This window comes from Paenibacillus sp. V4I5, from assembly GCF_030817255.1.
Taxonomy (GTDB): Bacteria; Bacillota; Bacilli; order Paenibacillales; family NBRC-103111; genus Paenibacillus_E.
Map to the genome: position 1 here is coordinate 869,433 of NZ_JAUSZB010000002.1, position 14,746 is coordinate 884,178.

A 14,746-nucleotide genomic window follows, 5' to 3' on the forward strand; every position below is an offset into this window, starting at 1 on the left:
AGGAGTATAGATCATATGCTAGACAGGTGAGAATGAGTTCCCATTCGAATTCACGCAGTTAAACGAATAAGCGTTCACCCCATAGAGTGAACGCCTAATTACTTCAAATTGTCTTCTTATTTGTCGGATTTACCCCACCGCTCAAGCAGTCTAACTAGGATAACAGCAGCTTGTGCTCTCGTTGTTGTTCCTTTCGGCATCAGAGTTGTCTCGGTAACTCCATTCATTATGCCTTCTTGAACCATAAGGCTCATAGCTTCCTCTCCCCAGCTTGCCGTATCCTCGCTATCTGCAAACTTACTGAGCAAGGAAGTTGGAGCAGGCGATGTCTCTGCTTTCAGAATTCGCTGTATGATAACAGCCAACTCTTCACGGGTAATTGGAGCATCGGGACGGAACTTTCCATCTTCACCTTCCACTAGTCCAAAAGCTGCAGCATCTCGAACGGGCTCGGCATACCAAGCTGTATCGAATACATCGCTGAAAGAATGCTCACTGTCATGCTGCTCCGGCAAGCGGCCCTCATGACGTAATAAATTGGTTAACAGCTTCGTTACTTGAGCCCGTGTGACTGGTGAATCCGGTGAAAAATGATGCTCATCCACCCCATCCACAAGATGGCGGCTGATCAGAACTTCCAACTCCTTTCGACTCCAGTGTACATTCAAGTCATTGAAACGCTTATCATAGGTCATTACTGTGTAAGTGCCCCAGCCATCAAGTTTTACCGATATCTCGTTCTGCCCTTGGCGTGCCGCTCCGCCCAAATAACGCCAACCGCCAGGCACTGTACGGTCTAGTTTATAAACGGCAAGCTTTCGGGAATCGAAATCCTTCTTCTCGACCTGCGAGTACTTCCATGTCAGCTGCAGCGGTTTGGATAGCTGAGCCTCGGAGGTAATCGTTATATAATCAGAGTGTGCTTCATACCCTGCCGGCAAGGGGCTGGGAGATGTTTGAACACGGCTTAAATGGATCCTAGATCCTTCCTTTAGCGCACCCTTCGTCAAACGGATTCGAAGCAGCCCTTCAAAGGCATCATAGTGCTCTTGACCTTCCTTAATTTGTAGGGTCGCCGTATCTGGATCCTCCGTTGGCATTGGACCGCCGCCACCACCGTTGCCTGGGTTGTCACCTTCGTCTCTAATCGTCGCTGACACTGATACTCCATCAGCTAGCTTCCCTGATGCATCAATGGCTTTCAGCTCCACTTTATACTCGCCAGGCGCAGTTAAGCCTTCATACCGATACAGTTGAACACCTTTATCGACTTCAACCGAAGGCCCGAAAACAACTTCACCTGGTTTCTTAATAGAAACCTTAACCCCTCTTAAATCTGCATCGCTCGGATCTGTCCAAGCTAGTGTTAAGCCACCGTTTTCGATTTTAAGAGAAGCGTTTTTAACGATCCCTGGAGCTGGATTCTGCGAGACTTCAGGCTCAGTAAGCGTACTAACTGTCAACAGTTCACCCTCCGATACTCTGCCATCCAAGTCAACAGTGAGAAGCTTTACTTCATAATTCTTGCCGGGCTCAAGTCCCGTAATGGAACTAAGACCAATACCTGGCTCTACTTCTTCGAAGCCGAGCAGTTTTGCCGATCCCGCCTCTTTCCATTCCATCTTTAAGTGGTCATAACGTGCATCAGCGTTCTCTTCCCAGCTTAGGGCAAGGGCATCCTGCCCGTGAATCAATTTCATACTTCCAGCCTTCACAGCTTCTGCCACAGGCCCAGATGCTGTGATGTTCACTACCTGCATGTAAGGTTGTGTCATTGCCGTACCTGAGTAGCTTTGTACCATTGCATCCACATCCACACGATAACTCTGCCCAGCAAGAAGCGGCGTCTCAGGTACGATTCGGAATTGCTTAGCCAGCGGTTCCCCGCCTGGGCTGTTCTCCGGCTGTATAGGTTCGATTCGAACTGTAATCTGTTCAGCATCGACTCCATTTACAATGTGGGTCAGTGTAACATGGTCCGGTGTAAGGGTTGCCGGAATCATATACTTGGTGAAATATAGCTGAAGACCGGTTCTGTCGGCTTGTGGTATCAAGGCGTGAACAGTTGGGGCTGCTTTCGATACGATGCCGACGTTGACATCATAATGAGGCGGCAATACTTCAAGCACTTCGCTGCGTGCAGTTTCATAGCCTTCCTTTTCATATAGCACCTGCCATTTGCCCTCAGGCACATCCCATGCATATTTCCCTGCACGATCTGTCAGGAGAGGGTTTTGCTGTCCATAAATGCCTGCATCCCAAACCTTCCACGTTTGATCGTTAGGATCAAGGAACAAAGCCGTCGTTTTTACGCCTTTCATACGATTCGATTCAACAGCCTCGAAAACATAACCGCTTGGATCATAGATCCAATAAGGATCAACGATATCCTTTTCATCGGGATCACGAGGATCTTTCGGACGTTTTGGCGGCTGCTCATCTTCGTCCTCACACTCTGCATTGTTTTGATCAGTGGTGAATTGCTGCTGAAGATCAGCCAAATCACTTTCCCACGCTTCATTAAACGCATAATTAATCGCGAAGGATGTAGCTACGACACCTACGCCGGCGAAAAATCCGATTCCCACGCCTGCCAGCCCCATTGCCGCCATCTGTAAAGAATATTTTAAAAGTAATTGCTGAAAAAGTCGTTCGGCTAGATTCTGCAGCTCGTCATTATAATGTTTGATCGAGCTCGCCGATGTGCAACCTCCACCGACTTGATCCATAAAAGCATTCAATTCATTCATTTTTTGTTGATAATCATATCCAGCGTATATAGCTGAGGCAAGACCAAGTGCGCTTGGAGAACCTGGAGTCTTAAGTTCAAAACGGAAGTTAGCGCCGATTTCAACGTAAGGAGCTCCTGACAGACTTTGCAAATCACCTTGCAGGCTTTGTACAAATGGCTTTGCTTGCTCTACAGGAACAATCGCACTTACATGCATCGTCCCAAGCTGAGCATTGAACTGAGTCTTGAGGTTATACACAACCGGACCTTTCGCTGGAGGAGGTCCCGGATCATACCCGACAGGCATCGGAGCATAGAAAAACTGGGTCTCGATCTTTTCATCAGGTGAATCCGCACTTGTTAATACGACCTTATTGACATAAGTACGATCAGGCGCAGCCATTTCCTTATTCTCTGAAGCCACTTCCGCAAGTGGCAGCACCTCTTGCTTCAAGCTGCGAAATGCAGGAGGCATAGATTTCAGAATATTTTCATGCGAATCGACCGTTTGATACGGTTTAGGAAGGACGTCATAGCTTACCGCGATAGGACCCAGATGTCTTTGGCTTGTTGATTTTAACCCCTCATAGCGCTCCGTCAACGCATTGAAGGCTAGCGGAATTTCTTCACCTGCCAAACGAACCCGAACATGTTGGGCCCGCTTCGGCTCCCGGAATTGAAGTGAGAATGAAATCGGCTTTTGGGGATTTACGGCTAATGGAAATCGAGCGATCCCGTTGGTCAAATCGACATCCACACGATGATCAATCGCAGTAATACTCAAATGAATTGGCATAGGTTCATCAACATCCGTATATTCAACAAACACTTGCTTTGAACGCCATTCATTAGCTCCAAGAACCGCGACGGCCGAGAGAGCATGCGTGCGTCCTTGTGCTTGCTCATCGATCAGCGTAATACGTTGATTCCAATAGCCTCCTGGTGACGCTAATGTTTCAGCAGCCACCCTTACTCCATCGTATAGAATTACTCTGCTGCCGGGAACTGCCCGACCGCTAACCATAAAGGTGGTTTTATCCACTTTTGGCGGTGCATCCATGCTGATTTGCGTGGTCTGAACCAAAACTCTGGCGATTTCCTCTTCGTCAAAATCATCTGTTACTGATTGTTTGAATTTCATCCCTATATCAGCCGTCAAGAATTCGGATTTAATCACATTCACCTGCAGTTGGTACAGGACCGTTCCCTCTTCCCCTACGGCAAAATCACTAGGCAGCTTCACCTTGGCATGCGAATCGCTACCTACAGCTACATCTTCTACCGCGCTGCCATTCATTACGACACTATTAGGCACCAAAGAAGTACCTTCCGGAATTCGTATCAACAGGGTAGGTGTGATAATGGGTTCATGTGAGCCATTGCGATACGTGCCTCGCATGGTGACATGACTTCCTTCAGCAACGGGACTATCCAAAGCCTCGAGCCCGTTCCCGCCGGCTTGATTAAAATATCCAGACGGAGTAAGCACCAGGTCGCCTAGTTCCGTTAACTCTCCCTCGCGGACAGTGATGGTCTTCGTCACTTTCCGAACCTGGTTCTTTTCCCCTATTGCAGTAAAAGTAACGAAATAGCTTCCTGCTTTTGGAAGACTCAGATGGAACTTACCTGGCTGAAGCGTAGAGTACGTAACCGAATGACCGGTTTTCCCTTGATCATCCTTCTCGAAAAAGCCTGCATGGATGGTCCAGATTCCTTTTTCATCAAGTACGGTTCTGCCCGTAACCGCCAATTTCTCCTGTAAGCGCAGTTCAGCGGTCGCCTGCATGTGTTCATCGATCGTAACAAGCTCACAGACTGATCCTAATTGTCCCAAACGGTCTCGTAAGCAGACACGGAATTTTTCACCTTCGGCGGCTTTAAGGGTCAGACCATTATCAAAATAAGTAGGGGATAACGTAATTCCCCTCTCCGTTGAAATAGTCGGAACAAACAAATTTAGTTCGGAAATACTCAAATTACGAGCGATCCAATCCCCGCCAACAAGCTTGGTAAACAATTTCAGATGAATGGTGGCCGTTGACTCTTTGTACAGTGTCAGATGAAAAGTTTTCTCCTTCGATGCTTCCACCTGGAAAGCCTCAACATTAAGAGTACGACGGACAGTCTCTCCACCCAAATATCCGCTAATAATGGTTTTTCCCTCTGGCAATTGCTCGCTGAAAGCACCGTTCCCATCTGAAATTGCTTCGATTGATCGGTCTTCTTGCTTAATAGAAACAATCGCGTTCGGAAGCGGCAAACCGCTCGGAGCCTTGACTTGCCCGCTTACCGTGCCATAGTGAATCGTTGCTTGCAGAGAAACGTCTGTTTGTCTTCTCTCGAGTTTCAGTGATATAGGCTCAATCGCAGCATACGGACGAGGAACTTGGATTTTTACAACAATGTTATCACCTATGAAACCGGCAGGAAGCCCAATTTCTCCTTGCGCGTTCGTTATTCCTGAGGCAATCACATCTTTTTGCTCTGCACGTTGAATCCAGACCGAAACATAAGGTAAGGGTTTATCCCCTTCTGCTTTTAAGACTTTTATAGTCACTTTTGCAGGTACAATAACTTTCATAGAGATGGAAAGAATTTCCCCTTTGGCCGCAATAACCTCGGGTTTCTCTGCTAGAAGTGTACCATCACTTGCAAGGAGCGATAGCCTATAATCCTCTGCATCCGGCACTATGAGAGTGAATGACTCATTAGGGTGATAAGCAGCCTGCGTGCCTGTCTTCTTGCTTGGACTCCAAGCCACCAGACGACTGCCAATAAGTGCAGCACTCACATCCACATTTACTGTATGATCAGGATTCAGCAAGTTCGATAAATCAACCTTTATGCCGGCCGACACCGAAATCGGCAACCCCTCAGCCGAAAGAGAAATCATCTTCCCGTCTGCGTCCGCTACTTTACCGACAATGGAATTCAGGACAGTCATACCTACTTGAACCTCAAACTCACCTGTATACTTCCCTGGTGACTGTTCTACTAAAGTTAGCTCCCGGGATTGTGCTGTACCTCCTTGTAGATAGGTAATCGTTGCAGCAGCGTTTCGGTTCTCCACCCCTTCCACCGCGACAGTAAGTTGGCTACCCAGCTTGATATGTGCCCTTGACGCCATTGGCGCCTTCCAAGTCACCTTGTGAATCGGCTTATCCTGAGGGACCTCTTGACAAGTATTCGGACAAACGACGAAGCTTCCTGTACGAAAAAATCCCTGTTCATCAAAGCTATTCGTAGCTGTTGCAATAAAACCAACCTTACTGCCATCTCCATTGATGGTGCCCGACTTTGCTTCGGTTGCCGGATTGCTAAGCAGCCTTGGCGTCCTATTTGGGTCATTCAAGTCTACGACATATATACGGTAGCCTTGAAACGCATAACCCTGTGAAGGTTGAAACTCAAAAGCTGTAAAAATCAAATGCTTTCCATCACTGCTTATTTGAGGCTCAAAGTATATGGTCTCCCCGCTTACTCCTTGCACAATACGAGTATGCTTGTTTTCCTCGCTAGCTTCACGATCGTAGAGATAAATCCCTTCATCCTTACTGTAAGCAATAAATCGGCCGTTCCCGCTGATACTTCTTTCAAAGTAACCATTGGCAAGAAGAACCGTCCCCCCATCCAAAGAAAGATCTTGAAGATAGAGCTTCTGAGTGTTACACTCCCCGCAACCGATGTAAAAAAGAACATATCTGCCATCACCTGAAAGGATAGGGTTCTGAATTTCCTGTCCATATAGCTCCTCGGTCAACTTAACACGGGTTATTTGGTTCAAACTCCGATGATAAACGAAAATATCAGCATGATTATTCGTATCATCCGCTGTCAGATTACTGGCCAAAGCGTTAAAAACAATAAGCTCACCATCTTCACTCATGGAAGGCGGTCCCACGTATTCGTTTGGTTTTTTCCCATCAATAGTGGGCATGCGCTTCGCTGCAGGAGCCCCTTCTTCGACGAACAGATTATCATAGGTTCCCAGCACATCGGCATGGAAGGCAATGACACTGCCATTCTCACTAATATTTAGCGAGTTTATGCTGTCGACACCAGCAGGAAGCGGGAGATTTTTTACGTTTCCACTTTTCAAATCTTTGACATATAGCGCGCCAACCTCTTTATTCTCCACGCCTTCAACTAGATTAGTCGCGTTTGAAATAAAGACCGCTTTGGTCCCATCTCCGCTTAGCTTCACATCCCTCGAACTCTCATTACCCAACTCTCCTAATAAGGAGGTGTTTAAATTCTTTTGAGTGTGATGCGCTGTACCTGCAATAAATTCTAAAGGATATGAAAGATTGCCTGCAAGGTCCTTCGCATATATGCTATACGATAAAGCACTAAGCTCCCCTACCTCTCGATCCGTAAATTCCGTATCTGCGGTTTCTTCGACAAACACACCGTTTCGTTCAATTCGATACTGCAAAGGTTCCGTTCCAGATTCTCCTGATGCCCACATCACTTTTACTTCATCGAGCTCTACAGTTTGCCATCGAAAATCCGATGGAGTTGATGGCCGTGTTTGATCTAAGCGAACTTGAACTGCCGTCGATTCACTGCTTACCTCACCACCCAACGTGGCAGTTGCCGTAATAAGATAACTCCCTTCCCCTGTGAAAATAACCTGCGCGAGAAACTCACCCTTTGCATCAGCAATGACCTTCACTCCTTCTGCCTTAGAACCATGAGCTTTAGTGACATAAATGGTAACCTCTGAGCCTGGCAGAGCAGTCCCTTTTACATCTAGTGTTTCCGTATTTACTGCTTCCGGCAATGGAGCAATGATAGGTGTCATGCTTGCATTCTTATCAATGGTATATACAGCCTGAGTTACGGATTCTTTAAGGAAAGTTTCTGCGGAAATGGCCGTCTTCAAATAATCAGATATGGCATCTTGCTCTTGAGCATACACAGCAGGAGATAACGACGCCGTTACCATGGATAAAATGATTGAGGTATTCACCGCCTTTCTGTACATACGTTTTAGAGTTCCAGTTTTCATTGGATACATCTCCTTGAAAAAAATTTTCACAAATTGAAAATGATACATTTTGTATCCGGACATGTATAAGCTAGCTCAGCTTTCAACTCTGCTCTCTGTTGTCAGCAATAAGCTTATTATATCAAGGTTTCTTTCCCGCTGGTTTGGGAATTCAATCCCAAAAATCGGGAAATTTTTGGGATGAAGTTATGTTAGTATCGTCCGAAACGTTGCTATCCAATTGGATGTGAAATGCTCATTATCCTTTGACGGTAAGCTCTTTCTGATATAGGGCCTGTTGAAAGACCGCCTTCATACCCAGCTTCTCGTACAGCCGGTTGGCGCCTGTTAGACTGGATTCATCGACGCTAAGCCGGATATTACGGATCCCAAGTTTGTAAGCCTCCCGGAAAACATGCAGTAGTAGCGCGGAGGCAACCCCTTGTTTCCTCCAAGAGCGGCGAACTCCTAGTAGATCAACATATACATGATCCTTAAAATTTTTACTGATGATAAATCCGGCAAGCTCATTACCATCCCAAGCGGTAAACCAGAGATTCCACTCATAATGTTCTCCGCTCTTCCCTTCCATCCATGTCTCGTAACTTGTATCGTAAAACCGGTTTGTATCCTGGAAGGATTCTCGGTATGCTCGATAGACGATTTCTTCCATACCTGATTGAAAAGGTCTGATCTCAATACCTGCAGATGGCGGACTAATAACAGGCTCTTCTCTAAGGTCAATCATCATCCGACTATATAAGCGCTTAAAAGCATAGTTGTGTTCTTCCACGATGGATTTGGCCGATTCATTATTGGCAGGTATCACATTACATAACACCCAACCGTGCTCCGGATGGTCTGCAGCGTACTGCTTTGCTCTCTCTTCAATGCGTTGGACCAATTCTGTCCCAACATTCCTGCCTACATAGTCGGGATGGACATATCCAAACGACGTGAGCGCGCCTTCCCCTGTCACTTCCACAAAGGCAAACCCGATGATTCGTTCCCCGGAACGAGCTACCCAGGTATCCTTTTCCAAATCCAAAGGTCCTAGAATGTCCAAGAGATCTTCTAATACAAAATCAGGCTGGCCGAAGTCCGCAATATCGCAGGTGATGACGAGTGCGGTAATCTCCGCAGCTTTATCCATAGTTGCAGGAATGATTTCAAACGATTTATTTTTTGTCATAAGTTGTTTTCAACCCTCTCTATTTCTTCTTGCGATTCTCATAAATCCACTGAACCATTTCATCATGTTGATTCTATTCCAATCCACTACGCCACCATCATTATGCAAATTCTGCGGCAATAACACCATAATTTGATTGCCTTGGGGGTCGGGGAAACGAAAAAAGATCCCGTCTGGCTGAACATACAGCCTCCGCGCAGGGATACCACTGGATTTGACCTTCTCCCAGCCTTTCTACTTCTATAATCCTAAGATATCACGGAGTACGAAGGCGCATAATTATCCCATTAGATACAAATAGGGTATACAAAAGTATACCCCCCAACCAAATTTGCATCTATACTACTGAAGAAGCTTCTGGACAGAACTCCCATCCTGGCACAAAATACGCTGTTCTTGATTGGGTACGGTCGTAAGGCACAGAAAAGATAAATAACCCGTACTGGATTGCACCAGTAGAAGGTTATTTCCACATTATATGCCATATGAAATCAGCTTTTTCATAGCATTTACCGTAATATGATCAGGTTAACAAATGGATCAAACAAAAGATGCCTCCGGCTTCGCTTCTGCTTTAGCAAAGTACACCTCCGGCTTCACAGATCCCACGTTTACGAATAGGGTTGCTGTCATTGCCGTTCCCAAAATCCATTTTAATCTACGATTGTTTCTTACCAATTTCTTTTCCTCCAATATTAAATAATATTTTGCTTTGATTCGTTTTGATATCTAAGGGATCAATTCTTGGTTGGCCCCTATAAGAACTATAAAACAAAAATAAAAATCTCTATATTATCCTTATGGATATACTTTGGCATCCTTTGGTTTCCTGTCAAACAAATTAGGTAATGCATCTGCTGAGAGTTAACAAATAAACCTCGCGTATTTCCACTTTATTAATCAATGATACTGTCCTGTTATGTGTTCATTCGAATCTTTCATTAATTTGGAGAGTAGCACTATTTGCCCAGCATGATACCCATAGTGTGCAGCAACCTGAACAAGAAGCCGACTGATTACTCTCACTTCATAGGTTTCATCTTCTGAAGCGTTAACCCGAAGCATTCTGTTCCAATCCTCCAAGTCATAGCGGATTATGACTTCCCTTTTTAAATCCTCCTCGGACAAAACGGATAGTATACTTTCCGATTCGGATCGAGTCCTCAAAAGAAGACTACTCAATTCATCCTTCGATATGCGACTTTTAGAATTAAATTCTCGAGTGCGTTCCCGAATGAAAGGTTTGTTTCCGATTGCACTTATGAGGTTCTGATACTCGTTTCCTGCTAAATGTAAGCAAAGGTTTCCAATGCTGTTCATGGAATCCTTCATTTTTTTCCAAATCAAATCATCATCAAGTTGGTCTAAGCTCTTTATGATTCGATCGAGCTGCTTGTTCATGTCTTCGATTACGTTTTTTGTCAGGTCTGGCACGACTATTTCCCCTCTGCAATTTAGTAAAAATGCACGTATCACTTTTTTAATAATTCGCTTAACTCATATGAATGTCTACGCAGATCCCAGCCTCATAACAAACTAATTCTTCCTTTTCTAAAAAAAACCTTCATCTGATTACTAACTCTACTTCACTGAAATCAAAAAAGGAGCTGCTTCAATGCAGCTCCTGAGTTCTTCGTTAGCTTAACAACAACTCCGTTACTTTTGATGCATATCCTTCTCTCCTATTTAGATCCTGCATGGTTTTATCGACTCCTACTTCATTTAAGCAGCTTTTTATCCAGTTTACCTAAAGGGGTATAGGGCAAATGATCGACGAAGATGATTTCTTTTGGTAGCTGAAATCGTGCCAATCTGGAGCGCAGCCATTCAAAGAGCTCCTCTCTTGTCGTATCATTATAAGGGGCCAGAAGGACAAAAGCTTTCAACCGCTGTCCAAAATGCTCGTCACGAATCCCTATCACGGCCGCATCCTCTACCCCCGGGTGAGTGAGTAGAACCTGTTCCACTTCAAGAGGATAAACATTTTCCCCCGCTGAAACAATCATACTATCCGCTCTCCCACACAAAAAGTAATAGCCCTTCTCATCTCGATAGCCCAAATCACCGGTTTCGATCCAGGCAACGTTTCTCATGGACCACTTGTTCTTAATGCAAAATTGACCTACCCTGCCGATTTCAACTTCCTCTTTAAGATCATCCACAATTACTAAGCGAACGCCCTCAATCTTTCTGCCGATCGTGTGTGCGGAATAGATCAAATCCTGTGGATCCGCGATGATATTCAAGCCCGCTTCTGAAGTACCATACAGATTGTACAACACATCTCCCAATTGTCTCAAAGTCTCTTTTGCCAGTTTGGGATTGAGCTCTGCACCGCCTGAGGCTATACAAGAAAGGGATTTCAAATCTTCCGCATTGCTTTTTAACATTTTATGTAACATTAAGGGGACAACCGTTACGACATCAACCTGGTGCTCCCGAATCAAACGGCAAGCTTTCTCTGCATCGAATCCACGATGAATAACCATTTTCTTTCCCAAAGCGCAGAATAAGAGCAGTACCGCTACTCCATAACCGTGATAAATAGGCGTCGCAATATACGCAGTATGATAATTTAGAATTTTTAATCGAGTAAGGAAGCCGGAAAAAGGATCCAAATAATTGAATAGCGAAGGTTTATGCGCTGCTTCTTTGGCATTTCCAGTGGTCCCGCCGGTCAGAAGCACAAGTTTCCCCGAGGAAGTCCGATGTCGTTTTTGTTTTTCGTAAATGCTTGCAGAAAGTAAGTTGTTTATCGCTGGAAATGTATCATGATAACTCAACATTTTGGCTTTCGTATACGAAGTTTGCTCAAGCAAGGAACTTAGTTCCTCATCATAGATCAGGAGGTCAAAATGATGGCGCTCTAGGATGTTATTCAACTGCCCCTTGCTCATTTCTGCATTAAGCAGATATAGATCCGCCCCCGATAAAGAAACCGCAAAAATGGCTCTCACCAAAGAAGCATGGTTCTTACACAAAAAACCCGCTTTCTTGCCCCTCGCAAGATGGTACCTTCCCCTCAAAACTACCGAAAGCCCTTCGGATTGTGCAAACAATTGTTTATAGGTTAGGGTCTCTTGCTCATCTACTAACGCGACATTTTCCCCGTAGGTTCTGGCTGAAAAATTCAGCAGAGCCATCAGATTGATCCCATATTTATAGATGGCGGAAGTTAACTGGAACAAGGCTAAGGGGGAAAGAAGTCGGATTTTATATAAAACATAGATCAGTTTATACGCCTTCATTGCCGTTACCCTTTTTCCTTAACATTCTCGGTATTGAATATTCCCAACACCTTCTGAAAAGTACGGAGGCCAACTGTCCGAAAATCAACCACCACGGTTTGTATGTTCTCCTTTTGGTATAGATGGAGCTGCATATAATCTTTGCAACGTGTTGTGGGGTCATGGCCGGTAAGTTTTGATAAGCAGCGGTTGGCAGGATCATGGGTGTTCTAACTAACGGAAGATAGATCGAGGTGGTAGAGATCCCCATCATGTTCAGCTCGGGAGCTGCAGACCGAAACCAGGTGTCAGAAGCAGCCTTCGAAGCCTGATAAGCTGCCCAATGGGGAAGGGGAAGCAAAAGAGCATTTACTGTTGAGACGTTAATGATATGCCCTTTCTTTTTTTCAAGAAGAAGAAGGGTAGACAAGAGCAGCTGAACCGGCGCAAAATAATTGATCGCCATCGTGCGAGTAAAATCATGATAGCGGTCCAAGGAATGATAAATCGATCTGCTGATGGAATGACCCGCATTGCTTATGATGATATCCAACCCATCCGGAAGCTGATGGAGAAAGGTGAGCAATCCCTCCATCTCCTTCTGATTTCGAAGATCGGCCGGGAACACACTTATTTGAGCTGCTTTCGTTTCGATTTCGCTTTTCATGGCTAAAAGCTTGTCCTCTCGTCTGGCCACTAATATCAGATGAACCTTTATCTCGGACAGTAGATAAGCAAGCTGTTCCCCTATTCCGGAACTTGCGCCCGTTATAAGAACAGTCTTTCCTTCCAGTTGATGCCCTAGCTTCTCTCTATTCAAGAATGTCGGAGGGAATAAGAGATGTTCGAAAAGGCTATAGGTATGCATTTGGGCTCCTTTCTTGCCTGAAGGACGACCAAACAGGCTAGTTCTCATGTTCTTCGACAGCACAGGAGATATCTCCTTTTTACTGTATGGCAGATCGACACAACAATCCTACCCGGGAGTTCACAAAACGGCAGCCATGAATGAGCTGCCGTTTCTTCGTATTTATTCAGCTATAGTTCGTCGCTTGCGTAACGATCAATCTCGTTTGCCAGACAATAAACTCAACCAAAAACTTATCTTATCTGGTTCTAACTTCTCAACTCTTTTGCTAAATAACTGCATTTGTGACAGGACTGGACTCTTGCCTTCGAATTAATTTCCTTTGCTCACCCAAAACGTGATCCGGTCACCATTTTTGACGGCAGTTCCGGGAGTGAGGTCTTGCTTGAACACGACCCCCTTAGCTGCGGCGTTCGATTCCAAGAAAAACTGGTATCGAAGTCCGGAGGCAATTGCCATTTTCGCGGCATCCTCCCTTGTATGAGTAAGCAAATCCGGGACGACGCCAGCCTTGGCTTGTTCCGCGCCATCGACTGTTGCGTCTAAAGGCTTAGGCATCGGCGCGGCCGTTTGAGTCGGCATCGCGGATGCCGATGCGGAAGTCTCAGATGTCTCGTTACGATTCACCGATACCTCTGTGGAAGCGGGCGTCGGAATTGTCTGCGGCCTAGAACCGTTCACTTGGTCCAAGTGCGGACGCAGCGACAGACTGAGCAGTAGTACGAGCACACCGAAGGCAGCGGCAGAATACAGATGCCAATTGCGCAGCTGGTACGATCTGCGGAACAGCTCGCTAAGTTCCGACATTTTGCGGCCAGCAGCCCCGGTTTTAGGTTTTACAAAATCATGTGACTCATGTACGGCGGATTTCCGCTTTAGTCCCCTTGACAACATCCTATCGTAAGCCGGTACTGCCGCTGTAAGAAGTGGTATCTTCCTCTCGCCACTGATACCGAGCAGTACTTCCAGCTCCTGTTGAAAATCGGCAAGCGTGCATATCCCTTCATACGCTCTGCAGGCCAAAGCTACGGCACGTTCCCGAGTTACATCCGACAAATCCGCAAACGACCGATTCAAATCAAATGAGTATGCACTAATAGAAGATGTCGGGATATCCGTTTTGGCACACAGTTGGTACAGAAGTAGAGCGAGCCCCGGAACACCGCGTCGTCCATTCTTCCCTTCCGTCCAATAATTCATGATCCGCAACCGGCCATTATCTTCAATCCATAGATTTTCCGCGTCAACCGAGCATTCTAACAGTCGATTGCGGCGAGTTTCTCGAATTCCCTTGGCCAGCTCGTACACATACGTGAGCGCCTTGTGACCCGTTATGTCCAAATCGTTCAGCCGATCGGACAAAGGACTTCCCGTTAACGCTTGAAGAACAACGAACAATGTTCCGTCTTCTGAACCTGCATCTAGAATGTGCATGAAATGCTCGTCGGACATCTGAGACGCTTTTCTCATCCATCGCAAAGTTTCCTGATGCAACGAATCGTCGATCTCATGGAATGTATACAGGAGTACTTCACGTTTGAAGGTTAGATCCATCCCTCTTAACCACTGCCCGTTCGCCATCCTCTTAAGCGGTTGATCGAGCATGTAGCGGTTTCTGATGTTATCCATGGACGTTTCCCCCTTATACGCATAGTTATTCGCCTATCATCCATTTTTTGCGTCACTAAAGGTTGTAATTCCCAAAAATTATTCGCGTGGCTAGCCATTTTGATAAACG

7 protein-coding genes are annotated in these 14,746 nt (G+C 45.7%); all 7 read right to left on the reverse strand.

Annotated features, from left to right (window positions below):
* Positions 1–116: 116 nt before the first annotated feature.
* Entirely contained in the window at positions 117–7,742 is a 7,626-nt protein-coding gene (locus tag QFZ78_RS06030) for an S-layer homology domain-containing protein (RefSeq protein WP_307546122.1), read from the reverse strand.
* Between the two features lie 238 nt (positions 7,743–7,980).
* Positions 7,981–8,913, reverse strand: coding sequence for a GNAT family N-acetyltransferase (locus QFZ78_RS06035; RefSeq protein ID WP_307546123.1), 933 nt, complete (start codon positions 8,911–8,913; stop codon positions 7,981–7,983).
* A gap of 540 nt (positions 8,914–9,453) precedes the next feature.
* Positions 9,454–9,591 carry a hypothetical protein gene (locus tag QFZ78_RS06040; protein WP_307546124.1) on the reverse strand — a complete coding sequence of 46 codons (138 nt, stop codon included), beginning with the start codon at positions 9,589–9,591 and terminating at the stop codon, positions 9,454–9,456.
* Positions 9,592–9,813: 222 nt separating this feature from the next.
* Positions 9,814–10,347 (reverse strand): DinB family protein, encoded by a 534-nt coding sequence (locus QFZ78_RS06045; RefSeq protein ID WP_307546125.1) that lies wholly within the window; start codon positions 10,345–10,347, stop codon positions 9,814–9,816.
* A 284-nt stretch (positions 10,348–10,631) separates the two neighbouring features.
* The gene (locus QFZ78_RS06050; protein ID WP_307546126.1) at positions 10,632–12,161 is read right to left on the reverse strand and encodes an AMP-binding protein; all 1,530 of its coding nucleotides are present in this window, start codon (positions 12,159–12,161) and stop codon (positions 10,632–10,634) included.
* Complete coding sequence (locus tag QFZ78_RS06055; protein WP_307546127.1) at positions 12,148–13,071, reverse strand: SDR family NAD(P)-dependent oxidoreductase; 924 nt, start codon at positions 13,069–13,071, stop codon at positions 12,148–12,150. The genes QFZ78_RS06050 and QFZ78_RS06055 overlap by 14 nt, the downstream gene beginning before the upstream one ends.
* Positions 13,072–13,320: 249 nt before the next feature.
* Positions 13,321–14,637, reverse strand: coding sequence for a PASTA domain-containing protein (locus tag QFZ78_RS06060; protein WP_307546128.1), 1,317 nt, complete (start codon positions 14,635–14,637; stop codon positions 13,321–13,323).
* Between the last annotated feature and the right edge of the window lie 109 nt (positions 14,638–14,746).

What these genes read in the sequence shown, in the direction of transcription:
- QFZ78_RS06030 (WP_307546122.1), bottom strand. Translation starts at nt 7,742, where the DNA reads ATGAAAACTGGAACTCTAAAACGTATGTACAGAAAGGCGGTGAATACC.
- QFZ78_RS06035 (WP_307546123.1), bottom strand. Translation starts at nt 8,913, where the DNA reads ATGACAAAAAATAAATCGTTTGAAATCATTCCTGCAACTATGGATAAA.
- QFZ78_RS06050 (WP_307546126.1), bottom strand. Translation starts at nt 12,161, where the DNA reads ATGAAGGCGTATAAACTGATCTATGTTTTATATAAAATCCGACTTCTT.
- QFZ78_RS06060 (WP_307546128.1), bottom strand. Translation starts at nt 14,637, where the DNA reads ATGGATAACATCAGAAACCGCTACATGCTCGATCAACCGCTTAAGAGG.